General features: G+C 59.0%; 21 protein-coding genes. 15 read left to right on the top strand and 6 right to left on the bottom strand.

Features of this window, described 5'->3' with window-relative positions:
* Positions 1–134 precede the first annotated feature (134 nt).
* The gene (locus AC5SEM_RS19255; protein ID WP_495471045.1) at positions 135–1,622 is read left to right on the top strand and encodes a helicase HerA-like domain-containing protein; all 1,488 of its coding nucleotides are present in this window, start codon (positions 135–137) and stop codon (positions 1,620–1,622) included.
* A 104-nt stretch (positions 1,623–1,726) separates the two neighbouring features.
* Here AC5SEM_RS19255 and AC5SEM_RS19250 read toward each other — a convergent pair whose 3' ends face one another.
* On the bottom strand, positions 1,727–2,182 hold the full coding sequence (locus AC5SEM_RS19250; protein WP_495471044.1) for a DUF721 domain-containing protein: 456 nt from the start codon (positions 2,180–2,182) through the stop codon (positions 1,727–1,729).
* Positions 2,183–2,490: 308 nt separating this feature from the next.
* Here AC5SEM_RS19250 and secA point away from each other — a divergent pair, with 308 nt between their 5' ends.
* The 4 genes from secA to AC5SEM_RS19230 all read left to right on the top strand — a co-directional run bounded on the left by secA (position 2,491) and on the right by AC5SEM_RS19230 (position 8,297).
* A complete protein-coding gene (secA, locus tag AC5SEM_RS19245; protein ID WP_077574295.1) occupies positions 2,491–5,226 on the top strand; it encodes a preprotein translocase subunit SecA in 2,736 nt (911 codons plus the stop codon).
* A 122-nt stretch (positions 5,227–5,348) separates the two neighbouring features.
* Positions 5,349–6,566, top strand: a complete 1,218-nt coding sequence (gene argJ / locus AC5SEM_RS19240) for a bifunctional glutamate N-acetyltransferase/amino-acid acetyltransferase ArgJ (protein WP_077574294.1) — start codon at positions 5,349–5,351, stop codon at positions 6,564–6,566.
* A 154-nt stretch (positions 6,567–6,720) separates the two neighbouring features.
* The gene (locus AC5SEM_RS19235; RefSeq protein WP_495471043.1) at positions 6,721–7,353 is read left to right on the top strand and encodes a glutathione S-transferase family protein; all 633 of its coding nucleotides are present in this window, start codon (positions 6,721–6,723) and stop codon (positions 7,351–7,353) included.
* The gene (locus AC5SEM_RS19230) at positions 7,350–8,297 is read left to right on the top strand and encodes a Nudix family hydrolase (RefSeq protein WP_137218833.1); all 948 of its coding nucleotides are present in this window, start codon (positions 7,350–7,352) and stop codon (positions 8,295–8,297) included. Before AC5SEM_RS19235 ends, AC5SEM_RS19230 begins: the two co-directional genes overlap by 4 nt.
* Before the next feature lie 113 nt (positions 8,298–8,410).
* On the opposite strand, the gene AC5SEM_RS19225 is transcribed toward AC5SEM_RS19230, so the two are convergent.
* The 3 genes from AC5SEM_RS19225 to AC5SEM_RS19215 are packed head-to-tail and all read right to left on the bottom strand — an operon-like array spanning position 8,411 to position 11,998.
* Positions 8,411–8,995 carry a cob(I)yrinic acid a,c-diamide adenosyltransferase gene (locus tag AC5SEM_RS19225; RefSeq protein ID WP_495471042.1) on the bottom strand — a complete coding sequence of 195 codons (585 nt, stop codon included), beginning with the start codon at positions 8,993–8,995 and terminating at the stop codon, positions 8,411–8,413.
* 3 nt (positions 8,996–8,998) lie between these two features.
* On the bottom strand, positions 8,999–11,035 hold the full coding sequence (locus tag AC5SEM_RS19220) for a sensor histidine kinase (RefSeq protein ID WP_077574290.1): 2,037 nt from the start codon (positions 11,033–11,035) through the stop codon (positions 8,999–9,001).
* A 45-nt stretch (positions 11,036–11,080) separates the two neighbouring features.
* A complete protein-coding gene (locus AC5SEM_RS19215) occupies positions 11,081–11,998 on the bottom strand; it encodes a putative 2-dehydropantoate 2-reductase (RefSeq protein ID WP_495471041.1) in 918 nt (305 codons plus the stop codon).
* 140 nt (positions 11,999–12,138) lie between these two features.
* On the opposite strand from AC5SEM_RS19215, the gene AC5SEM_RS19210 reads away from it, so the two are divergent.
* Both AC5SEM_RS19210 and AC5SEM_RS19205 read left to right on the top strand, forming a co-directional pair.
* A complete protein-coding gene (locus tag AC5SEM_RS19210) occupies positions 12,139–12,624 on the top strand; it encodes a YajQ family cyclic di-GMP-binding protein (RefSeq protein WP_007912755.1) in 486 nt (161 codons plus the stop codon).
* Between the two features lie 181 nt (positions 12,625–12,805).
* Positions 12,806–13,648, top strand: a complete 843-nt coding sequence (locus tag AC5SEM_RS19205; protein ID WP_495471040.1) for a mechanosensitive ion channel family protein — start codon at positions 12,806–12,808, stop codon at positions 13,646–13,648.
* A gap of 118 nt (positions 13,649–13,766) precedes the next feature.
* On the opposite strand, the gene AC5SEM_RS19200 is transcribed toward AC5SEM_RS19205, so the two are convergent.
* On the bottom strand, positions 13,767–15,131 hold the full coding sequence (locus AC5SEM_RS19200) for an OprD family porin (protein ID WP_077574286.1): 1,365 nt from the start codon (positions 15,129–15,131) through the stop codon (positions 13,767–13,769).
* Between the two features lie 894 nt (positions 15,132–16,025).
* On the opposite strand from AC5SEM_RS19200, the gene AC5SEM_RS19195 reads away from it, so the two are divergent.
* Together AC5SEM_RS19195 and AC5SEM_RS19190 are read left to right on the top strand one after the other, a co-directional pair.
* Positions 16,026–16,451 (top strand): HIT domain-containing protein, encoded by a 426-nt coding sequence (locus AC5SEM_RS19195; RefSeq protein WP_495473485.1) that lies wholly within the window; start codon positions 16,026–16,028, stop codon positions 16,449–16,451.
* A 3-nt stretch (positions 16,452–16,454) separates the two neighbouring features.
* Positions 16,455–16,661, top strand: coding sequence for a SlyX family protein (locus AC5SEM_RS19190; RefSeq protein WP_038366649.1), 207 nt, complete (start codon positions 16,455–16,457; stop codon positions 16,659–16,661).
* A gap of 70 nt (positions 16,662–16,731) precedes the next feature.
* Here the strand turns inward: AC5SEM_RS19190 and AC5SEM_RS19185 are convergent, their stop codons facing one another.
* On the bottom strand, positions 16,732–17,334 hold the full coding sequence (locus AC5SEM_RS19185) for a cold-shock protein (RefSeq protein ID WP_008080216.1): 603 nt from the start codon (positions 17,332–17,334) through the stop codon (positions 16,732–16,734).
* A gap of 311 nt (positions 17,335–17,645) precedes the next feature.
* Here AC5SEM_RS19185 and AC5SEM_RS19180 point away from each other — a divergent pair, with 311 nt between their 5' ends.
* The 6 genes from AC5SEM_RS19180 (at position 17,646) to ruvC (ending at position 22,431) form a co-directional block, all read left to right on the top strand.
* The gene (locus AC5SEM_RS19180) at positions 17,646–18,116 is read left to right on the top strand and encodes a Dps family protein (protein ID WP_495471039.1); all 471 of its coding nucleotides are present in this window, start codon (positions 17,646–17,648) and stop codon (positions 18,114–18,116) included.
* Between the two features lie 185 nt (positions 18,117–18,301).
* A complete protein-coding gene (locus tag AC5SEM_RS19175; RefSeq protein WP_212621206.1) occupies positions 18,302–18,640 on the top strand; it encodes a ribbon-helix-helix domain-containing protein in 339 nt (112 codons plus the stop codon).
* Between the two features lie 131 nt (positions 18,641–18,771).
* On the top strand, positions 18,772–18,993 hold the full coding sequence (locus AC5SEM_RS19170) for an FmdB family zinc ribbon protein (protein WP_007912741.1): 222 nt from the start codon (positions 18,772–18,774) through the stop codon (positions 18,991–18,993).
* 101 nt (positions 18,994–19,094) lie between these two features.
* Positions 19,095–20,870 carry an aspartate--tRNA ligase gene (gene aspS / locus AC5SEM_RS19165; RefSeq protein ID WP_095121315.1) on the top strand — a complete coding sequence of 592 codons (1,776 nt, stop codon included), beginning with the start codon at positions 19,095–19,097 and terminating at the stop codon, positions 20,868–20,870.
* A 128-nt stretch (positions 20,871–20,998) separates the two neighbouring features.
* Positions 20,999–21,745, top strand: coding sequence for a YebC/PmpR family DNA-binding transcriptional regulator (locus AC5SEM_RS19160; protein WP_007912738.1), 747 nt, complete (start codon positions 20,999–21,001; stop codon positions 21,743–21,745).
* A 158-nt stretch (positions 21,746–21,903) separates the two neighbouring features.
* Positions 21,904–22,431 carry a crossover junction endodeoxyribonuclease RuvC gene (gene ruvC / locus AC5SEM_RS19155; RefSeq protein WP_007962095.1) on the top strand — a complete coding sequence of 176 codons (528 nt, stop codon included), beginning with the start codon at positions 21,904–21,906 and terminating at the stop codon, positions 22,429–22,431.
* Positions 22,432–22,478 lie beyond the last annotated feature (47 nt).

Genomic DNA, 22,478 nt, shown 5'->3' with positions numbered 1-22,478 from the left:
CAAAATGGGCAAGGGTGAAAACAAGCTGATATTTCCGTCTCTCCTTAGGGAAATGTCCGGCCTGACTTGTGGTCGGGTCTCTCACTCTTCTGTATCGGCCATGCGTAATCAAAGATTAACCATTGGGTGACAAAATGCCTGACTCCTCGCAACTCGTAATCGGCGCTGATCTCGCGGGCCAGCAGATTGCTCAGGCCATGCGCCTGGCGAACCGCCACGGACTGGTCGCCGGCGCCACCGGTACCGGTAAAACCGTCACTTTGCAGCGTTTGGCCGAGGCGTTTAGCGACGCCGGGGTCGCAGTATTTGCCGCTGACATCAAGGGCGATCTGTGTGGCCTCGGTGCCGCCGGCAACCCGCAGGGCAAGGTTGCCGAGCGTATCGCCGGGATGCCGTGGCTCAATTACACGGCGCAGGCTTATCCGGTGACGCTGTGGGATATCCACGGTGAGTCCGGTCATCCGCTGCGCACCACGCTGAGCGAAATGGGCCCGTTGCTGATCGGCAGCCTGCTGGAGCTGACCGACAGTCAGCAGTCGGCGCTCTACGCAGCCTTTAAGGTTGCCGATCGCGAGGGCCTGTTGCTGCTGGATCTGAAAGATCTGAAAGCGCTGCTCAATCATCTCAAGGAAAACCCGCAACTGCTGGGCGAAGACGCGGCGCTGATGACCACTGGCTCGAGTCAGGCGCTGCTACGCCGTCTGGCGATCCTTGAGCAGCAGGGCGCTGAAGCCTTGTTCGGCGAACCGGCACTGCAACTCGAAGACATTCTGCAACCGACCGCCGATGGTCGTGGGCGCATTCACTTGCTCGACGCCAGCCGTCTGGTGCACGAGGCGCCGAAGGTCTACGCAACGTTCCTGTTGTGGCTGCTGGCTGAGCTGTTCGAGCAGTTGCCGGAGCGCGGCGATGCCGACAAACCGCTGCTGGCGCTGTTTTTCGATGAGGCGCATTTGTTGTTCGGCGATACGCCCAAGGCCTTGCAGGAGCGCCTCGAGCAAGTGGTGCGCTTGATCCGTTCCAAAGGGGTTGGCGTGTATTTCGTCACGCAGTCGCCGGCGGACTTGCCGGATGACGTGCTGGCGCAACTGGGCCTGCGAATCCAGCATGGCTTGCGCGCTTTCACCGCCAAAGAGCAGAAATCCCTGCGCGCGGTGGCGGACGGCTTCCGGCCGAATCCGGCGTTCGACAGTTTGTCGGTGCTGACTGAACTGGGCATTGGCGAGGCCTTGGTCGGCACGCTGACCGAGAAAGGCACGCCGGAAATGGTCCAGCGCGTGCTGGTCGCGCCACCGCAATCGCGGATCGGGCCGTTGACCGAGACCGAGCGCACGGTGTTGATCGCAGGTTCGCCATTCAAGGGGCGCTACGACAAGCCGATTGATCGGGAATCGGCGTATGAAATTCTGATGGGGCGCAAAGGGCTGGCGCCGGAGGCCGAGGTGCCAGAGGGTAAGCCAGCAGTTGAAGAGCCGAGCCTGGCCGACAGGGCAGGGGAGTTTCTGGGTACGGCGGCAGGGCAGGCGCTGAAGTCGGCGATGCGCCAGGCGGCCAACAATCTGGGCAAACAACTGGTACGCGGCCTTATGGGCTCTTTACTCGGTGGCAGCAAACGCCGCTGATCTAATGTAGGAGTGAGCCTGCTCGCGATTGCGGTATGCCAGGCACGACAATGTCGACTGTTTCACCGCTATCGCGAGCAGGCTCACTCCTACAATTGTTGCTGTCAGGACTTGTCTTTGGCGTGCGCCGCCAAACGCTCCAGCGCCGCACGCAACCCCGGATCAGTGATCCCGTCCGCCGTCGCCTGAATCGTCGCCGCCGCTTCCGTGGACAAATCCATCGTGTGCCCGACCGCTCCACGCTGCACCGTCGGCGGCTGCACCTTGAACAGAATCCGCGTCAGACTGGCGAACTCGTCAAACATCTGCAATTGCCGCTGCAAGCGTTTTTGCTGATAGCGCAGACGTGTCGCCCAGTGGCCGTCGGTGACAATCAACAGCAAACTGCCCTCACGCCACGAGGCCACATGGCAGTGTTCCCGGGCGGCAGGTTGCAGTTGGCTTTCGAGCAGGCGCTGCAAATGCCCCAGTCGTTGGGCATGGCCGAGGATGGCTTTGAGCGGCTTGGCTTCGCGCAGGAGAACGGCGGGTGCTCTGGCCGTAAGAGGGCGGAATGCCATGATCGAACACCTGAAGTAACAGAAACGCCATGGTAGCAGAAAGGCCGAAATCACTCGCCCATTGCTTTTGCCCCCGCTTTACCCATTAAATCAACGACTAACTTCTGCCTTGTATGACTTGAAGTTGAGCAAAACGCCCCTATTTTAAGTGAGCCCCGTCAAAGCGCAGTGCCAGCATCGTGGAACATCGCCACTTTCCTCACTTCCGTTTCCGGGTAGAATGCTCGTTCGCATGCGGCCATGAGGGCTGCACGGGCGACGCTCACGGGGCCGCCCTCCATCCCTTTAGTGTGGAAGATCCTGCCGATATGTTTGCGCCTTTGTTAAAGAAACTTTTTGGAAGCAAGAACGAGCGTGAAGTCAAACGCATGCTCAAGACGGTGCAGCTCGTCAATGCCTTCGAAGAGCAAATGGTAGCCCTTTCGGACGATCAATTGCGTGCCAAGACCGCTGAGTTCAAGGCCCGCATCGCCAAAGGGGAAACCCTCGACAAGCTGTTGCCAGAAGCCTTTGCGGTCGCCCGCGAAGCCGGCAAGCGCATCATGGGTATGCGCCACTTCGACGTACAGCTCGTCGGTGGCATGACCTTGCACGAAGGCAAGATCGCCGAAATGCGCACCGGTGAGGGTAAAACCCTCGTAGCGACCCTGGGCGTTTACCTCAACGCACTGTCCGGCAAGGGCGTGCACGTTGTGACGGTGAACGACTACCTGGCGCGTCGTGACGCCAACTGGATGCGTCCGCTGTATGAATTCCTCGGCCTGACCGTCGGCGTCGTGACGCCGTTCCAGCCGCCGGAAGAGAAACGTCTGGCCTACGCCGCCGACATCACCTACGGCACCAACAACGAATTCGGTTTCGACTACCTGCGCGACAACATGGCGTTCAGCATGGAAGAAAAATTCCAGCGCGAACTCAACTTTGCCGTGATCGACGAAGTCGACTCCATCCTCATCGACGAAGCGCGTACCCCGCTGATCATCTCCGGTCAGGCCGAGGACAGCTCCAAGCTGTACATGGAGATCAATAAACTGATCCCGCAGCTGGAACTGCACGTTGAAGAAGTCGAAGGCGAAGTCACCAAGGCTGGCCACTACACCGTTGACGAGAAGACCCGTCAGGTCGAACTCAACGAAGCCGGTCACCAGTTCATCGAAGACATGCTCACCCGCGTCGGCCTGCTGGCTGAAGGCGAGAGCCTGTACTCGGCACACAACCTGGGCCTGCTGACCCACGTGTATGCCGGTTTGCGTGCGCACAAGCTGTTCAACCGCAACATCGAATACATCGTGCAGGACGGCCAGGTCGTACTGGTCGACGAACACACCGGCCGTACCATGCCGGGTCGTCGTCTGTCCGAAGGCCTGCACCAGGCCATCGAAGCCAAGGAAGGCCTGAACATTCAGGCCGAGAGTCAGACCCTGGCGTCGACCACGTTCCAGAACTACTTCCGTCTCTACACCAAGCTGTCCGGCATGACCGGTACCGCCGACACCGAAGCGTTCGAATTCCACCAGATCTATGGTCTGGAAGTCATGGTCATTCCGCCGAACAAACCGTTGGCGCGTAAAGACTTCAACGACCTGGTGTTCCTCACCGCCGAAGAGAAATACGCGGCGATCGTTGCGGACATCAAGGAAAGCATGGCGGCCGGTCGTCCGGTGCTGGTGGGTACTGCCACCATCGAAACCTCCGAGCACATGTCCGCACTGCTCGTGAAGGAAGGCATCGAACACAAGGTTCTCAACGCCAAGTTCCACGAAAAAGAAGCCGAGATCATCGCGCAGGCCGGTCGTCCGGGCGCTCTGACCATCGCCACCAACATGGCCGGTCGTGGTACCGACATCCTGTTGGGCGGTAACTGGGAAGTTGAAGTCGCGTCGCTGGAAGATCCGACCCCTGAGCAGATTGCCCAGATCAAGGCCGACTGGCAGAAGCGTCACCAGCAAGTGCTGGAATCCGGCGGTCTGCAAGTGATTGCGTCCGAGCGTCACGAATCCCGTCGTATCGACAACCAGTTGCGTGGCCGTGCCGGTCGTCAGGGCGATGCCGGTTCGAGCCGCTTCTACCTGTCGCTGGAAGACAGCCTGATGCGCATCTTCGCGTCTGATCGAGTGAAGAACTTCATGAAAGCCCTCGGCATGCAGCCGGGCGAAGCGATCGAGCACCGCATGGTGACCAACGCGATCGAGAAGGCGCAGCGCAAGGTTGAAGGCCGCAACTTCGACATTCGCAAGCAACTGCTCGAGTTCGACGACGTCAACAACGAACAGCGTAAAGTGATTTATCACATGCGTAACACGTTGCTGGCCGCTGACAACATCGGTGAAACCATCGCTGATTTCCGTCAGGACGTGCTCAACGCCACCGTCAGCGCGCACATTCCTCCGCAATCGCTGCCAGAGCAGTGGGACGTGGCCGGTCTGGAAGCCTCGCTGCAGAGCGACTTCGGTGTAGCGTTGCCGATCCAGCAATGGCTCGACGAAGACGATCACCTGTACGAAGAAACCCTGCGCGAGAAGCTCATGACCGAGCTGATGGCGGCGTACAACGAGAAAGAAGATCAGGCTGGTGCCGACGCACTGCGCTCGTTCGAGAAACAAATCGTACTGCGCGTGCTGGACGACCTGTGGAAAGACCACCTGTCGACCATGGATCACCTGCGTCACGGTATCCACTTGCGTGGCTACGCTCAGAAGAACCCGAAGCAGGAATACAAGCGCGAGTCGTTCACGCTGTTCTCCGAGCTGCTCGATTCGATCAAGCGCGACTCGATCCGTGTGCTGTCGCACGTTCAGGTGCGCCGCGAAGATCCGGAAGCCGAAGAGCAACGTCTGCGTCAGGAAGCCGAAGCACTGGCCGCCCGCATGCAGTTCGAACACGCCGAAGCGCCAGGTCTGGAGCAACCGGAAGTACTCGGTGAAGAGGTCGATGTAGCCCTCGCCACCGCGCCGGTGCGCAACGAGCAGAAGCTGGGCCGCAACGAACTGTGCTACTGCGGTTCGGGCAAGAAATTCAAGCATTGCCACGGGCAGATCCAGTAAAACCCGTTTCAATCGCTGAAATACCCGCGCCGCGACCGGCTCCTGCCGTCGCGGCGTTTTGCCATTTAAACCACCGTCGCTGCGCGTGGCGGTGCTGACATCATTGAGTAAGGAGCGCATTCATGGCTGTTGGTCTTGGTCCTTTGCCAACGTTGCACCCGGTTGCCGGTTTTGAACTCGGTATCGCCTCGGCCGGCATCAAGCGCCCGGGGCGCAAAGATGTCGTTGTGATGCGCTGCGCCGAAGGCTCGACCGTGGCGGGCGTGTTCACCTTGAACGCTTTTTGCGCCGCGCCGGTAATCCTGGCGAAGAAGCGCGTACAGAACGCCGTGCGTTATTTGCTGACCAACACCGGCAACGCCAACGCCGGTACCGGCGAGCCGGGTCTGGCCGCTGCCGAGCGCACCACCGCCAAACTGGCCGAGCTGACCGGTGTCGATGCCAGCCAGATTCTGCCGTACTCCACCGGCGTGATCGGCGAGCCACTGCCGGTCGAGAAGATCGAAGGCGCCCTGCAAGCCGCGCTGGATGATCTATCGGAAAACAACTGGGAAGCCGCCGCCACCGGCATCATGACCACCGACACCCTGCCGAAGGGCGCCAGCCGCCAGTTCGAGCACGACGGCGTGACCATCACCGTCACCGGCATCAGCAAAGGCGCCGGCATGATCCGCCCGAACATGGCGACCATGCTCGGCTACATCGCTACCGACGCCAAAGTCTCCCGCGACGTGCTGCACAATTTGATGCTCGACGGCGCCAACAAGTCGTTCAACCGCATCACCATCGACGGCGACACCTCGACCAACGACTGCTGCATGCTGATCGCCACCGGCAAGGCTGCACTGCCGGAAATCACCCGCGCTGAAGGCGAGCTGTTCGCCAAATTGAAGCAGGCGGTGTTCGAAGTGTGCATGGACGTGGCCCAGGCCATCGTGCGTGACGGCGAAGGCGCGACCAAGTTCGTGACGGTTGAAGTGAATGGCGGCGGCAATCATCAGGAATGCCTGGACGTTGGCTACACCGTGGCCCACTCGCCGCTGATCAAGACCGCACTGTTCGCTTCTGACCCGAACTGGGGCCGTATTCTGGCTGCCGTTGGTCGTGCCGGCGTGCCGGATCTGGACGTGAGCAAAATCGACGTGTTCCTTGGCGAGGTGTGCATCGCCAGCCGTGGCGCCCGTGCGGCGACCTACACTGAAGCCCAGGGTTCGGCGGTGATGCAGCAGGAAGAGATCACCATCCGCATCGAACTGGGTCGTGGCGATTGCAGCGAAACCATCTGGACCACCGACCTGTCGCATGAGTATGTGAAGATCAACGCTGAATACCGCACCTGATCCAAGACCTGGTTGCTTCTTTCGCGAGCAGGCTCGCTCCCACAGAGGATTTGTGGCAACACGATCCAATGTGGGAGCGAGCCTGCTCGCGAAGACGGCAGCTCAAAGAATGCAAGTCTCCAGGTTTCTCCTCTGACGAAAAGGCGCCACACCCATGTCCCTGCACCTGATCATCGGCGACAAACTGCTTTCCTCCTGGTCCCTGCGTGCCGCCCTGGCGCTCGAACTGACCGGCGCACCCTACAGCGAAGAACTGATCAAACTCGGCAAGCCCGACACCCGCGCGCTGCTGCTCAAGCATTCGCCGACCGCTAAAGTCCCGCTGCTGCAAACGGCGCGCGGCACCATCGCCGACTCACTGGCCATCGCCGAATACCTCGCCGAGACGTTCCCGTCCGAGCAGCTCTGGCCGAGCGATATCTTCGCCCGCGCCCAGGCCCGATCCGCCTGCGCTCAAATGCACAGCGGCTTCTTCGCCATGCGTAATCACATGCCGTTCAACCTCAACCATGACGCACCGCTGAACCCGGTACCGCCAGAAGTGAAGGTCGACATCGACCGCATGCTTGCGCTGTGGGCCGAGTGCCGTGCCGCCGCCACCGAGAGCGGGCCGTACCTGTTTGGACGCGTCAGCCTGGCCGATGCCTTCTTCGCGCCGATTGCCGTGCGTCTGCGCACCTACCAAGTGCAGCTGCCCGCCGCCGACGAAGCCTATGTTGAAACCGTCTACCAATGGCCCGCCTTCAAGGCGTGGCAAAAGGCTGGACTGGAGGAGTTGAATCCGTGAAACGTGTACACGTCGCCGCTGCGGTCATTCGTGACGACAGTGGCAAAATCCTCATCGCCCGCCGCGCCGACACCCAGCATCAGGGTGGTCTGTGGGAGTTTCCCGGGGGCAAGGTCGAGGCTGACGAGTCGGTCGAAACTGCGCTGGCCCGGGAGCTGCACGAAGAGTTGGGCATCGTCGTTGGCGCCGCCCGCCCGCTGATCAAAGTGCGTCACGATTACCCGGACAAGCAGGTATTGCTGGATGTCTGGGAAGTGTCGGCATTCACCGGTGAACCACACGGTGCCGAGGGCCAGCCTTTGGCTTGGGTGACCGCGAAGGAGCTGGCGAACTATGAGTTCCCGGCCGCCAATCAGCCGATCGTTGCCGCCGCGCGTCTGCCGGCGGAATACCTGATCACTCCTGAGGACCTGGAAACCCCGGCGTTGCTGCGCGGAATCCAGAAGGCGATTGCCGGCGGGATCAAACTGATCCAGCTGCGCGCACCGAACGGCTACGACCCCAAGTACCGCGATCTGGCTGTTGATGCGGTGGGGCTGTGTGCCGGCAAGGCGCAATTGATGATCAAGGGGCCGTTCGAATGGCTGGGCGATTTCCCGTCTGCCGGATGGCACATCACCTCTGCACAGCTGCGTAAATATGCGGCGGCGGGGCGCCCGTTGCCCGCGGAGCGCTGGCTCGCGGCGTCGTGCCACAACGCTGAAGAACTGGCGCTGGCCGAGCAGATGGGCGTGGATTTCGTCACGCTGTCGCCGGTGCAGCCGACCTTGACGCACCCGGACGCGCAGCCGTTGGGCTGGGAGCAGGCTGAGGCGTTGATTGAAGGCTTTAGTAAGCCGGTGTTTCTGTTGGGTGGGGTTGGTCCGGCGGAGCGGGACAAGGCCTGGAATGTTGGCGCGCAGGGTGTCGCGGGGATTCGCGCGTTCTGGCCTGACTCTGTTTAACGGCTACTGACCTCATCGCGAGCAGGCTCACTCCTACAATTGACCGCGTTACTTCAGGTAGAACGCAGTCAACTGTAGGAGTGAGCCTGCTCGCGATGGCGTCCTATAGGGCGCTACTTTTCTGCAGGCTTGGCAGCCGGCTGCCAAAGAATCTCCGCAATCCCCTGCCGCCGCGCAATCAACCGCGCCGCCACAAACAGCAAATCCGACAACCGATTGATATACGCCAGCCCAACCCCGGCCAACGGCTCCAGCGCATTCAGATGCTGACACCGCCGCTCGGCACTCCGCGCCAGGCTCCGGCAGACATGGGCCTGGGCAATCAACATCGACCCGCCCGGCAGAATGAAATTCTCCAGCGGCCCCAGTTCTTCATTCCACACATCGATCGCAGTTTCCAGTCGTTCGATTTCTGCCGCGTTCAATGCCTGATACGCCGGCATCGCCAACTCGCCACCCAGATCAAACAAGCGATGCTGACAAGGCGCCAACACCTCGATCAGTTCATTCAGCCCCGGATACGTGTCGCGCTCGGCCAGCAACCCGGCCAGCAATACACCGACCTGACTGTTCAGCGTATCGACTTCACCAATCGCCTCGATGCGCGGGTGATCCTTGGGCACGCGACGGCCGTCACCCAGGCCGGTTTCGCCTTTGTCACCGGTGCGGGTGTAGATTTTCGACAGGCGAAAGCCCATGGGTTACCTCGATAATTGATTGGTTTCGGCAGCGATGGGCAGCGGTTGCGTCAGCGGCAGGCGCAAAGTGAAACAAGTGCCCTGGCCCGGTGCTGACTGCACCTCCATCTGTCCTTTGTGATTATTGGTGATGATGAAGTACGACACCGACAAGCCAAGCCCGGTGCCTTGACCGATTTCCTTGGTGGTGAAGAACGGCTCGAAGGTGCGTTTGCGCACGTTCTCGCTCATGCCGATGCCGTTGTCCTCGACCTGAATTTCAGCCCATGGCGGATTGAGCTTGGTGCGCAGGATGATCCGCCCCGGCTCACTGTCGTCTTCGCGCTGGTGAATCGCCTGCGCGGCGTTTTTCAGCAGATTGAGCAGCACCTGTTCCAGTTCGTTGGCGGTGCCCGGCACCGGGCCGAGCGCCGGGTCGAACTGGCGGATGATCGCTTGGCCCTTGAAGTCGAAACCGATGGCCAGGTCGAAGTCGTTGCCGGCGATTTCCACGGCTTGATCGATCAGCGCCGGCAGATCGCAGGGCGCCATCTGCCGGGTACTGCGACGGCTGAAGCTGAGCATGTGCGTGACGATTTTCGCTGCCCGGGCACCGGCCTGTTGAATGCCATCCAGCAACTGCGGCACTTCGCGGCCCTGCAGGTAGCGGTTCACCGTGTCCAGGTCGATGTTCAGTTGCTCGGCGGTTTCGAGGTTCTTTGGCAGGTCGGCGGACAGGCGTCGACGGATGTTTTGCACGTTGTGCAGGATCGCCCCCAGCGGGTTATTGATTTCGTGGGCCATGCCGGCGGCGAGGCCACCGACCGAGAGCATTTTTTCCGACTGCACCATCATTTCTTCCAGCGACAAACGCTGGGTGATGTCATCGATGCGGATCACCACGCCACGCCCGGCACCGCCCATCAATGGATAGAACGTCAGCGCGTAATGCTTCGGTTCTTCATCCTTGAACCAGGTTACCCGCTCGATTTTCGCTACGGTGTGCTGCTCGACAGTCTGCTTGAGTTGCGGCAGAAATGGCTTGAGCGGTTCGAAGGCTAGGAAGATCGGCTGGTTCAGCGCTTCGTCCAGCCGCGTACCGGAAAGGGCGCTGGCCTCCTGGTTCCACTGGGTGACGTAGAGCTGCTCGTCGAGGGCGATCAGCGCCGAGGGCATCGAGTCGATGATGCTGTTGAGGTAGTTCTGGAAACCGGTGAGTTTCTTCTCGATCTTGCTGCGCACCTGGACTTCGAGTTCCAGCTTGCGGTTGGTGTGGCGGGTTTCCTCGGCCAGCCCCTGGGCCTGATCGTAGGCGGCTTGCGAGTCGTCGCGGGCGCGCTTGAGTTGCTGTTCGCGGGCTTCGATGCGCGACAGCATGGTGTTGAACGCCTCCGCCAGACTGCCGATTTCGTCGTGGTTGCCGCGTGAGGCGCGCAGGGCGTAGTTTTCTTCGCGGGTGACTTGGCGCGAGAGCTCTTCCAACTGATGAATCGGGCGGGTAATCAGACGTTTGATCTGCCGGGCAATCACCAGCCACAACAACACACTGAAAATCAGAATGCCGAGGCTGGCGGTCAGCGTGCCGGTGTAGAAGGCCATCGGCAGTTCGCTGCTGGCCACCAGCAACAGATGGCCCGGCGCAGTGCCGGGGCGGGGCAGGGTGATCAACTGGTTGCTGCGAAACTCGGTCAGTTGCCACGCTTCGATGTGCCGATAACGTTCCGGCAGGCTGAGTTTGTCGCCGTGCTGGACTTGCGCCAGGCGTTCGCCCTTGCCGTCATACAGCGCGGCGGCGCGCAGCGGTGAGTAGCTGTCGAGCTCTTTGAGCAGGCGCTCGGCGCTTTGCGGTGATTGCAGGGCCTCGCTGACCAGACTCGGGTTGGCAATCAGTCGGCCGATGGTCTGCAAGGCCTGCGGCGCCATGCTTTCCTGGGAGATGTAATAGGCGGCGCTGATAAAGGTCAGGTTGGCGACCAGCAGAACCGTGGTCAACAGCACCAGCAGGGCGGCCAGCAGTTTCTGGCCGACCGGCAGGTTTTCGAGGCGCTGGCGCAATGGCATCAGGTTTATCGCAGCAAAGGAACAAGTGGCCAGCGTAGCCGCTGCTCAGTCGCTGGGCAATCCACGGCTGTTCAGATGCGCGATCAGCCGCTGCTGCAATTGATTGAGGTGCGGCAGGTTCAACTGGTGGCGCGCAGCGACTTTGCAGGCATAGCCCAATAGATAGCTGATTTCGGTGCGGCGTTGATTGGCGACGTCCTGATACATCGATGAGTAATTGGCGGCGGTGGCGTGGATGACCCTTTCGACTTCCTGTTGCAGGTTTTCTGCTGCAGCCGGTTGGCCGCAGCGCTCCAGCAGTTCGGCCAGTTCGCCGCACAGCGTGGCGACTTCGCAGTGATGTTCCTGCAATCCGCCGTTGCGGCATTCGTGCAACACAGTGAGCGGATTGATCGCACAGTTGAGCGCGAGTTTTCGCCATAACCGGGTGAGGATATCGGTGCTCCACTCGTGGGGGATCTTCGCGGCGTCGAGATCATCCAGCCAGATCGGCGCGACCGGATGCCCGGCATCGCCCAGCCAAGTAAAACCGTGACCGGCGAACACCACACGCCAGTCGCCATCGCGGAAGGCACCCTCGGTACTTGAAGCGCTGATGCAGCGTGCCAATGGCACAAGGTTGGCGACAGCGTCCTGACTGCCGAGGCCGTTTTGCAGAAGGATCAGTTCGGCGTCCGCTGTCAGCCGTGGGGCGAGGCGGGCAACAGCGCTTTCAGCGTCGTAGGCCTTGCACGCGACCAGCAAGCGCCGAATCGGCTCGGGGCTGTCGGGTGTTTCGCCGGGAACCGCATAGCTGCTCGCCACACCGTGCTCCACCAGCGTCAAGCCGCCCGCTGCTTCATAGCTGCGCAAGCGCTCGGCATTACGCACGATCAACCTGACCGGCAGACCCGCGCGGGCCAGACGTGTGGCCCACAGTGTGCCGAGACTGCCGGCGCCCAGTACATGCCAGGGGGTGGACATCAGTTTTTTGCTCGATTGCGTACAGGCATGTGCGGCTCGCCGTGTCGGTGGGAAAAGACCCGTTATAATGAGCCCGATTTTAACCGCAAGCCAAGCGCGCTCCATCCACATCGAGCGCGCCTTTTTATTGGAGAGATTACATGCCGTCGTTCGACGTGGTATCCGAACTGGACAAACACGAACTCACCAACGCGGTCGAGAACGCCGTGAAGGAACTCGATCGTCGTTATGACCTGAAAGGCAAAGGCAGCTTCGAGTTCAAGGAAAAGGACCTGACCGTCAGCCTGACCGCTGAAGCCGGATTCCAGCTGGAAGCGATGATCGAAATCCTCAAGCTGGCGCTGGTCAAGCGCAAGATCGACGTGCAGTGCCTTGAAGTCAAAGACGCCTACGCATCGGGCAAGCTGATGAAGCAGGACGCCGTGCTCAAGGAAGGCATCGACAAGGAACTGGCGAAGAAGATCGTCGGCCACATCAAGGACGCCAAGCTCAAAGTGCAGGCGGCCATTCAGGGCGAGCAAGTGCGTGTGACTGGCAAGAAGCGTGATGACCTGCAAGAAGCCATCGCGGCATTGCGTGCCAAAGAATTCGGCATGCCGCTGCAGTTCAACAACTTCCGCGACTAAGCTCGGTCCGATGACCTGTGGGAGCGAGTTTGCTCGCGAAGGCGGTGTGTCAGTCAACTCATTGCTGAATGACACGGCGCCTTCGCGAGCAGGCTCGCTCCCACGTTGTTTTTTGTACACCCGGCGGGTTTCTGCCGCTTATTTTTCGCGTGCCGAATGGCCGGAAATCAGGAGATAGAACATGGATTTGAATGCTGAGGTGGACAACCTGGTCAAGGCGTCCCAGGCGTGGATTCCGATGATCATGGAATACGGCAGCCGCGTGCTGTTGGCAGTGATTACCCTGGCCATCGGCTGGTGGCTGATCAACAAGGTCACGCAAAAACTCGGCGGTCTGCTGGCCCTGCGTAATGCCGATCTGGCGCTGCAAGGCTTTATCAGCAGCTTGGCGAACATCATTCTCAAAGTGCTGCTGATTGTCAGCGTCGCTTCGATGATCGGTGTTGAAACCACCTCTTTCGTTGCCGCGATCGGTGCGGCCGGTCTGGCGATCGGCTTGGCGTTGCAGGGCAGTCTGGCGAACTTCGCTGGTGGCGTGCTGATTCTGCTGTTCCGTCCGTTCCGTATCGGTGACTGGATCGAAGCGCAAGGTGTGGCGGGGACTGTCGACAGCATCCAGATTTTCCACACGGTGCTGCGTACTGGCGACAACAAAACCATCATCGTGCCAAACGGCAATCTGTCGAACGGCATTATCACCAACACCAATCGTCAGCCAACCCGCAAAGTGGTGTTCGATGTCGGTGTGGATTACGAAGCCGATCTGCAAAAAGCGCGTCAGGTACTGCTGGATCTGGCCAAGGATGAGCGTGTGTTGCAGGATCCTGAGCCACAGGCCGTGATTTCGACGCTGGGTGACAGTTCGATCACTGTTTCCCTGCGTGTGTGGGTTAAAACTGCAGACTATTGGGACGTGATGTTCATGTTTAACGAACAGTCGCGTGACCGTTTAAAGACTGCCGGTATTGATATTCCTTTTCCACAACGCGTGATACGTGTGGTACAGGAATCGGTCACACAATGATAGGTTGCTAATTAATTGCCTGACTTATCGGTCAGGCAACTATTGCAAGTGACAGGCAACAAAAAAGGCCCATCGCAAGATGGGCCTTTTTTTATGCTTCCAAACTAACCACTGACGATTACAAGATGTTCAGTGGGTATTCGGTGATCAGACGGAACTCTTTGACGTCGCCTTCGCCTTCGTCAGCGTTGGCAGTGTGCCAGGCTTGACGAATGCGGAAGGACAGGTCTTTAGCCGGGCCAGACTGAACAACATACTTGGCTTCGAAGTTGGTTTCGTGGTGTTTGCCATCTTCACCGTACAGCGGAGCGCCAGTGTTGGTGCGGTATTGGCTGTTAGCAGCCAGACCGGTACCGTCGATGTCCCAACCTTTAACGTAACGAACCATGAAGCTCAGGCCTGGAACGCCGTACTCGGCCATTTTCAGGTCGTAACGGGCTTGCACGGATTTCTCGCCAGGACCGTTGAAGTCAGAGTACTGGATGGAGTTGGCGAGGAAGATCGAGTCGCCGCCACGGTTGTTTTTACCCACACCGACGTAGTCGAACGGGGTATCGCCGTTGACCTTCTGGAAGGCCAGGGTGAAGGTGTGTGCTTTCAGGAACGACAGCGCGGTTGCCAGGGAGAAGGCAGTGTTGCTGATGTCACCCGCCAGCTTGTCACCGGTGTCGGTGGTGCGGTAGATGTTGAAGTCAGTGTTCAGCGAAGTGTCGCCACCGAATGGAGTGGTGAGGTTCACGTTGGCGTAGTACTGGTTCCAGATGTCTTCCAGCTTGGCGCCGTAGAGCGATGCGCTCAGGTTTTCGGTGATGCCGTATTTGCCACCGAAATAGTCGATGGTCTTGGCTTCCTGGCCTGCGTAGTTAGCGTACAGGCCGCCATCACGGGCGTTTTTGTCCTGGCTGGTCGCCGAGTAGAAGTGACCGGCTTCGAGGTCAAGGTCTTTGACTTCGCTGCTCTGCAACTGGAAGCCGCTGGCAGATTGAGGAATTATGCGGGAACCACCGACAGCGAACACTGGAGCAGTGCTTGGCTGTTGGTCACCGATTTTCAATTCGGTTTTGGAGATGCGGAATTTAACGGCAGCACCGGCTTTACCTTGGCTGTCGTTAACGTCGTGAGCATAGCCGTTAGCCTTCAGAGTGTCGCTACGGCTCATGTTGCCAGTGCCGGAAGTGCCGTCACCGCCATCCAGTTTGATCGCCAGGTAACCGAATGCATCGATACCTACGCCGACAGTACCTTGGGTGTAACCGGAGGTGAAATTACCCAGAAAGCCTTGGGTCCAGTCTTTCTGATCATGGCCACCGTCTTTGTTGTCGCGGTTGAAGTAGTAGTTCTTCAACGTCTCGGTGAGTTTCGCGTCTTCAACAAAACCTTTGGCTTCAGACTGGTCACTTACAAACGGTGCGGCCGTAGCCATTTGAGTACTGGCGGCTGCAGCAACTGCCAGTGCGATCATGCTCCACTTCATCACGCGCATCGTGATTTGCTCCTTTGGTTTTAGAAGAGTACTGCCGTCCCACCTGTTTTATTATCTGGGCGGCTCTTTCTTTTTGTGTCGGCGCAAACTTATATCACGCCGACAATGTTGGCGATACTTGCGAATCTAACCTTTCAGCTTCTTTACGACGTTGTCGCAAATGGCGCGGTGGATGTCGCAAATTCACAGTACCAATGCAGCCGGACTGACAACTTTCTCGCTGTTTATGGGCCTTTTTGCATCGGTAAAAAAGAGTCCCTGGCAAAACACTTGAATCTCCATCGGGCAACCCTGCCACTGTTCTTATGGGGCTTAAGGCATCCACTTCCAGTGGTGCGCTTATAGTCCATATGGGTACGAATGCAACAAGCGTGCACAAACCGCGATTTCGTTGCGGTTATTTTTCTGAACACCCGCCTGCGCTTGTGAAAACCTTGTGAAAGCTGGGCTTCAAGCCTGATTTTTTCTGTGCTTGACGCCATTCCTCCTATGGTGTTGCCACGCCGAGAAACGCGCGTGACAACCAAAAACGTTACCGGTTCACCCCGCCAGTGAGTATTTGGCGGATGCCCGACGCAGTGAGCGTAGACGCACTGTGCGGTTTTGGTGCAAAAAAATTTACAGCTGTTCTGAATTCATACAGCTTGAAGGAACATGACGCTGCACGTCTCTGCTGATTCTGGTCATTTTTTCGCGCTGAACGTCGATGTTGGTTCCGTGCTGGTGCGTCGCGCTCGCAAATGTCACATCTCGGGGCGTTGGCAGAGCGGCGGGATTCACCGTCGTCGTGAAGGCTGGCGCATTCGCAGGTATGCTGCCGTCCTGTCGCTTGGTGCGCTGTCCCCATGGATCGCCGCTAAGCTGAATAATGAAGATCAGCCGGGAGTGCGCGCAGTGTTTGCTTTAGATTCACGACTTCAACAGGACACGCTGACGATCGGTGATTTCCCTCTCTGCCGACTGCTGCTGTCCAATGATGCCAATTACCCTTGGTTCATCCTGGTACCTCGTCGGGACGATATCAGTGAGTTGTTTCAGTTGGATGTCGCCGACCAACAGCAGTTTTGGCAGGAAACCACCGCGCTGGCTGAGCTGCTCAAGGATTTGTTCGATGCAGACAAAATGAACGTCGCGACCTTGGGTAACGTTGTCAGCCAGATGCACATGCATGTGATTGTGCGCAAACGCGACGACGCAGCCTGGCCGGCACCGGTCTGGGGCAAGCACCCGGCCAGGCCATATAGTGCCGAGCAGGTCGCTGCCATTCGCGAACGGTTGCGGCTGGTCCTGACCGAGCATTTCACCTTTGTGGAGGGCTGAGTCATGAGTCTGGAAGAACGCGTTACCGATCTGGAAAGCCGCCTGGCGTTTCAGGATGACACCATTCAGGCGTTGAACGACGTACTGGTGGCTCAGCAGCGCGTGGTCGAGCGCCTGCAATTGCAGATGGCAGCCCTGCTCAAGCGCCAGGAAGAGATGGTCGGCCAGTTCGAATCCTTTGAGGATGAGGCGCCACCGCCGCACTACTGAGGCGGGTAGTTTTCATCAGGTGAAAAAAAACCGCGAGCAGCATGCTGTTCGCGGTTTTTTCATGCCTGAATCAGCGTCGCGGCAGAGCGGCGATCACGTCCTCGGCTTGCAGGCCCTTGTCCCGGTTCATCACCGAGAACTCCACGCGCTGGCCTTCGACCAGTACGCGGTGACCTTCGCCACGGATCGCGCGAAAGTGCACGAAAATATCATCGCCGGAATCCCGGGAGATAAAGCCGAAGCCTTTGGAGGTGTTGAACCACTTGACGGTACCGGTATCGCGATTGGTCATGTCATAGCTGGTTGGAGCGGCAGCCGGTGAAGAACGATAGAAGCTCACAGCCAGGTGCAAGACCACGGCAACCAGTGCGATCACCAGGGTGAACAGCACGGCTGGCTGGCCGGCGATGACGGGCATCGGGGCGATCAGGGTCAAGGTTTGCAGGACGACGGTCAGTACCAGAAGAGCGCTGACCAGGTTTTGCAGATGCTGACGAGGGCCTTTGTTCCAGTAAGGAATCACTGGGGCGATCACCAGGTTAAGCAGGCCGAAAAAGGCCAGATAAAGTGCATCGGGTTGTTGCAGGTAGGGAACAGCTTCGGATTTCAAGCTGGGTATGAACGACAGCAGCAAGGCTGCTGCGCCCATTAGCAGGTGGACGATTTTCAACATTTTGATTGGCTCACGTTTATGACGGCTCACAAGGAAGAGCTGAAGGCGCACGGTTCGCTTCGGAACAAAATAAGAGGCGGTGGACACGTTCACGGCATCAGCCTATGCGCAACACCCCGAAAAATGGGGCATGGCGACACACTGCCTATTTAACAGCAAAGCCTGCGGCTACTCAAATCAGCCCGGCCAGCGGCAGGTGTCGGTCGATTTGTCGCAGCACCTGCACCCGATCCGGGCTGCGGGGAGTCGGCAGGCTTGCTAGAGTGGGTCTGCACCTGTTGGATGAATTCAATCGCCGTTAGGGGGTAAAAATGGCAATCGATATCGGTATCAGTGTAGAAGACCGCAAGTCCATCGTCGAAGGCTTATCGCGTCTGCTGTCGGACACCTACGTGCTGTATCTGAAAACCCACAACTTCCACTGGAACGTCACCGGCCCGATGTTTCGCACGCTGCACTTGATGTTCGAAGAGCAATACAACGAACTGGCGCTGGCCGTTGATTTGATTGCCGAGCGTATTCGCGCCTTGGGCTTTCCGGCGCCGGGCGCCTACGCCACGTACGCGCGCCTTTCTTCCATTAAGGAGGAAGTCGGCGTACCGAGTGCTGAAGACATGATCAAGCAACTGGTCGATGGCCAGGAAGCCGTGACCCGCACCGCGCGTGGCATCTTCCCGCTGCTCGACAAGGTCAGCGATGAGCCGACCGCCGACCTGCTGACCCAACGCATGCAGGTTCACGAGAAAACTGCGTGGATGCTGCGCGCGTTGCTGGAAGCTTAATCCTGCGGGCGCGCAGGCCAGCATTCGAAGGACTGCGCGCTGTCCGGAATCTTACCTGTATCGTTGGCTTATCCTACGGAGATGGTCAATAAGTCGTCTGGCTATAACTTTGTGTCTGCGCTTTTATGAAAGCCACAGGATGTGACTTTTCAAACAAGCAGAGATGGCAAAGGAGTGTCACCGATATGGTAGAGGGAGACAGGCGAGGCGACAGGATTGTCGGCTTGCCACATGAATTGAAAGTCGATCCGTTCGTCAACGAATTCGACATGGCACTGGTTCAGCCATCGTCACGATCCGTGCGTCTGAACGGTTATGCGACCTGCCTGCGGCTGGAGCGGGTCTACTGGAACATCCTCGGCAAAATGGCCGCAGACAACTGCTGTTCGATCAGCTCGCTGTTGTCCCACGTCGACCGTGAAGTGCATTTGCGTCACGGCGGGGTGAGAAATTTCAGCGCGCTGGTGCGGGTGGTGTGTGTCATGAACGGCGTCAAGCACGGTGCACCTGCCGAATCGCTCTGAAGCGGCGGTTGCAAACGAGGTCGCGGCCTGTGCAGTCTTACGGCTGCACAGGCCGCATTTAATCGATATAATCCCGCTCTTTCGCCGCAAAGCCCTGCGCGCGGTGGCAATCTGATCGCCGAGACACCCCCATGCCGATGTACGATTATCAATGTGCTTCCTGTGGTCATCAGTTGGAAGCCATTCAAAAGATCAGCGAGGCCCCGCTGGTCGACTGCCCTGCCTGTCAGGCGCCAGAGCTCAAGAAACAACTGTCGATGCCAGGCTTTCGCCTCAGTGGCGGCGGTTGGTACGAAACCGATTTCAAGACCGGCGCCAAGAAGAACCTGGCCGGTGGCGACAAATCTGACTAGGGTTCAACCTCAGGTTGAACGACACGCGTGAGTTCCGCATTGCTTGAAAAGCAACGGGAGCTCCACCGAATTTTTCGAATTACGAGAAGCGAACCACGACCATGATGCGCAGCCACTATTGCGGCCAACTGAACGAAAGCCTGGAAGGCCAGGAAATTACCCTTTGCGGATGGGTTCACCGTCGTCGCGACCACGGCGGGGTGATTTTCCTCGATATCCGTGATCGTGACGGTCTGGCCCAGGTGGTTTTCGATCCGGATCGCGCCGAGAGCTTCGCCGCTGCCGATCGCGTGCGCAGCGAGTACGTCGTGAAGATCACCGGCAAGGTGCGTCTGCGTCCGGCCGGTGCCACCAACGCCAACATGGCGTCGGGCATGATCGAAGTGCTGGGTTACGAACTGGAAGTGCTGAACGAGTCGGAAACCCCGCCGTTCCCGCTGAACGAGTTCTCCGACGTCGGCGAAGAAACCCGTCTGCGTTATCGCTTCCTCGACCTGCGTCGTCCGGAAATGGCCGAGAAGCTGCGTCTGCGTTCGCGCATGACCACCAGCATCCGTCGCTTCCTCGACGAGAACGGCTTCCTCGACGTTGAAACGCCGATCCTGACCCGTGCCACCCCTGAAGGCGCACGTGACTATCTGGTGCCAAGCCGTACCCACGCCGGTTCGTTCTTCGCCCTGCCGCAATCGCCGCAGCTGTTCAAGCAACTGCTGATGGTTGCCGGTTTCGACCGTTACTACCAGATCGCCAAGTGCTTCCGCGACGAAGACCTGCGCGCTGACCGTCAGCCAGAATTCACCCAGATCGACATCGAGACTAGCTTCCTCGATGAAAAAGAGATCATGGGCCTGACCGAAGAAATGATCCGCAACCTGTTCAAGGAAGTGCTGGGTCTGGAATTCGGCGACTTCCCGCACATGACTTTCGAAGAAGCCATGCGCCGTTACGGTTCCGACAAGCCAGACCTGCGTAACCCGCTGGAACTGGTCGACGTTGCCGATCAACTGAAAGAAGTCGATTTCAAAGTGTTCAGCGGCCCGGCCAATGATCCGAAATGCCGTATCGCTGCTCTGCGCGTTCCAGGCGGGGCGAGCATGCCGCGCAAGCAGATCGACGATTACACCAAGTTCGTCGGCATCTACGGTGCCAAGGGCCTGGCGTACATCAAGGTCAACGAGCGCGCTGCCGGTGTTGACGGTCTGCAATCGCCGATCGTGAAAAACATCCCGCTGGAAAACCTCAACGCCATCCTTGATCGCGTGGGTGCTGTTGACGGCGACATCGTGTTCTTCGGCGCCGACAAGGCCAAGATCGTCAGCGAAGCCTTGGGCGCACTGCGCATCAAGCTCGGTCACGACCTCAAGCTGCTGACCTGCGAGTGGGCGCCAATGTGGGTCGTCGACTTCCCGATGTTCGAAGAAAACGACGACGGTAGCTTCTCTGCGCTGCACCACCCGTTCACCGCGCCGAAGTGCTCTCCTGAAGAGCTGGAAGCCAACCCGGCTGGCGCTCTGTCCCGCGCATACGACATGGTGTTGAACGGCACTGAGCTGGGTGGCGGTTCGATCCGTATCCACCGCAAGGAAATGCAGCAAGCGGTATTCCGTCTGCTGGGTATCAATGAAGCGGAACAGGAAGAGAAGTTCGGCTTCCTGCTCGATGCGCTGAAGTACGGTGCACCGCCGCACGGTGGTCTGGCCTTCGGTCTGGACCGTCTGGTGATGCTGATGACCGGCGCCCAGTCGATCCGTGAAGTGATCGCCTTCCCGAAAACCCAGAGTGCTGCCGACGTGATGACGCAAGCGCCGGGTGTGGTGGATGCCAAGGCACTGCGCGAACTGCACATTCGTTTGCGCGAAACGCCAAAGGCTGAGTAAGACGGGCCTGAAGGCGCATCTTCGGATGCGCCTTTTTTCTTTCTATAGAGAGCAGGTCGAGATTTTTTGTTTGCTGGCCGCTGCATGAGCAGGGCGGGCAACGTTTCAAAGAGAATTCGGAGCGAGTTATGGCAGGTCATTCCAAGTGGGCGAACATCAAGCACCGCAAAGAACGTCAGGATGCCAAGAGAGGCAAGATCTTCACCAAGTGGATCCGCGAACTGACCGTTGCGGCCCGCCAGGGCGGCGGTGACCCGGGCTCCAACCCGCGTCTGCGTCTGGCGCTGGACAAGGCGCTGAGCGCGAACATGAGCCGCGACATCATCGATCGTGCCGTTGCGCGCGGCGCTGGCGCCACCGAAGCGGACAACGTTGAAGAGCTGACCTACGAAGGCTACGGCCCGGGCGGAGTGGCGGTGATGGTCGAGTGCATGACCGACAACCGCAACCGTACTGCGGCAGCCGTTCGTCATGCGTTCAGCAAATGTGGTGGCAACCTCGGCACCGACGGTTCGGTGGCTTACCTGTTCGAGCGCAAAGGCCAGATCAGCTTCGCGCCGGGCGTTGATGAGGACGCACTGACCGAAGCGGCGCTGGAAGCCGATGCTGACGACGTGGTCAGCCACGAAGACGGCTCGATCGATGTGTTCACCTCGTTCACCAGCTTCTATGCCGTGCGTAACGCGCTGGAAGCCGCCGGGTTCAAGGGCGATGACGCGGAAATCGTCATGCAGCCGACCACCAGCGCCGAACTGGATCTGGAAGGGGCGGAAAAGGTGCTCAAGCTGATCGACATGCTTGAGGATCTGGATGACGTGCAGAACGTCTATTCCAACGCGGATATTCCGGAAGACGTGGCCGCTCAGCTCGGTTAAGAGCGACTACGATTCAATGTGGGAGCGAGCCTGCTCGCGAAGGCGGATTTTCAGGCAACATCGTTGCTGATGATGAAACCGCTTTCGCGAGCAGGCTCGCTCCCACATTTGTTATGGGTTGATTTGAAAATCGTGCTTTTACCGAATCTGCAGGCGCTATGACTTTAATTCTTGGTATCGACCCCGGTTCGCGCATTACCGGTTACGGCATTGTTCGTGATACCGGGCGTGGTGGCTGCATTTATGTGGCTTCGGGCTGCATCCGTACCGGTGCGGGCGAGTTGCACGAACGTTTGCAAATCGTTTATCGCGGCGTACGCGAGATCATCCAGACTTACGGCCCGGTAACCATGGGCATCGAAAAAGTCTTCATGGCGAAAAACGCCGACTCCGCGCTGAAGCTCGGGCAGGCCCGTGGCGCCGCGATTGTTGCCGGTGCCGAAGAGTGCCTGGAAATCGCCGAGTACACGGCCACTCAGGTCAAGCAGGCGGTTGTGGGCACAGGCGCCGCGAATAAAGAACAAGTGCAGATGATGGTCATGCACATGCTCAAACTCACCAGCAAACCGCAAATCGATGCCTCGGACGCCCTTGCTATCGCCATTTGTCACGCACATACACGTTCCAGCCTGCTGCCGCACGGCTTGGGAACGGCACGCAGTCGTGGCGGGCGCCTGCGTCTCTGATAGCATCAGCATCAATTTTCCTGAAAGCGGATTTCTTGCGCCTGGGT

This window comes from Pseudomonas sp. CH61 (assembly GCF_059429415.1).
The sequence above is the reverse complement of the archived record's forward strand: the minus strand, read 5'-3'. Positions and strand labels throughout refer to the sequence as shown.

Coding starts and splice junctions, on each gene's coding strand:
- AC5SEM_RS19170 (WP_007912741.1), top strand. CDS start 18,772: ATGCCGATGTACGATTATCAATGTGCTTCCTGTGGTCATCAGTTGGAA.
- AC5SEM_RS19180 (WP_495471039.1), top strand. CDS start 17,646: ATGGCAATCGATATCGGTATCAGTGTAGAAGACCGCAAGTCCATCGTC.
- argJ (WP_077574294.1), top strand. CDS start 5,349: ATGGCTGTTGGTCTTGGTCCTTTGCCAACGTTGCACCCGGTTGCCGGT.
- AC5SEM_RS19190 (WP_038366649.1), top strand. CDS start 16,455: ATGAGTCTGGAAGAACGCGTTACCGATCTGGAAAGCCGCCTGGCGTTT.
- AC5SEM_RS19250 (WP_495471044.1), bottom strand. CDS start 2,182: ATGGCATTCCGCCCTCTTACGGCCAGAGCACCCGCCGTTCTCCTGCGC.
- secA (WP_077574295.1), top strand. CDS start 2,491: ATGTTTGCGCCTTTGTTAAAGAAACTTTTTGGAAGCAAGAACGAGCGT.
- AC5SEM_RS19200 (WP_077574286.1), bottom strand. CDS start 15,131: ATGCGCGTGATGAAGTGGAGCATGATCGCACTGGCAGTTGCTGCAGCC.
- AC5SEM_RS19205 (WP_495471040.1), top strand. CDS start 12,806: ATGGATTTGAATGCTGAGGTGGACAACCTGGTCAAGGCGTCCCAGGCG.
- AC5SEM_RS19160 (WP_007912738.1), top strand. CDS start 20,999: ATGGCAGGTCATTCCAAGTGGGCGAACATCAAGCACCGCAAAGAACGT.
- AC5SEM_RS19210 (WP_007912755.1), top strand. CDS start 12,139: ATGCCGTCGTTCGACGTGGTATCCGAACTGGACAAACACGAACTCACC.
- AC5SEM_RS19255 (WP_495471045.1), top strand. CDS start 135: ATGCCTGACTCCTCGCAACTCGTAATCGGCGCTGATCTCGCGGGCCAG.
- AC5SEM_RS19225 (WP_495471042.1), bottom strand. CDS start 8,995: ATGGGCTTTCGCCTGTCGAAAATCTACACCCGCACCGGTGACAAAGGC.
- AC5SEM_RS19235 (WP_495471043.1), top strand. CDS start 6,721: ATGTCCCTGCACCTGATCATCGGCGACAAACTGCTTTCCTCCTGGTCC.
- AC5SEM_RS19215 (WP_495471041.1), bottom strand. CDS start 11,998: ATGTCCACCCCCTGGCATGTACTGGGCGCCGGCAGTCTCGGCACACTG.
- AC5SEM_RS19175 (WP_212621206.1), top strand. CDS start 18,302: ATGGTAGAGGGAGACAGGCGAGGCGACAGGATTGTCGGCTTGCCACAT.
- aspS (WP_095121315.1), top strand. CDS start 19,095: ATGATGCGCAGCCACTATTGCGGCCAACTGAACGAAAGCCTGGAAGGC.
- AC5SEM_RS19185 (WP_008080216.1), bottom strand. CDS start 17,334: ATGTTGAAAATCGTCCACCTGCTAATGGGCGCAGCAGCCTTGCTGCTG.
- AC5SEM_RS19220 (WP_077574290.1), bottom strand. CDS start 11,035: ATGCCATTGCGCCAGCGCCTCGAAAACCTGCCGGTCGGCCAGAAACTG.
- ruvC (WP_007962095.1), top strand. CDS start 21,904: ATGACTTTAATTCTTGGTATCGACCCCGGTTCGCGCATTACCGGTTAC.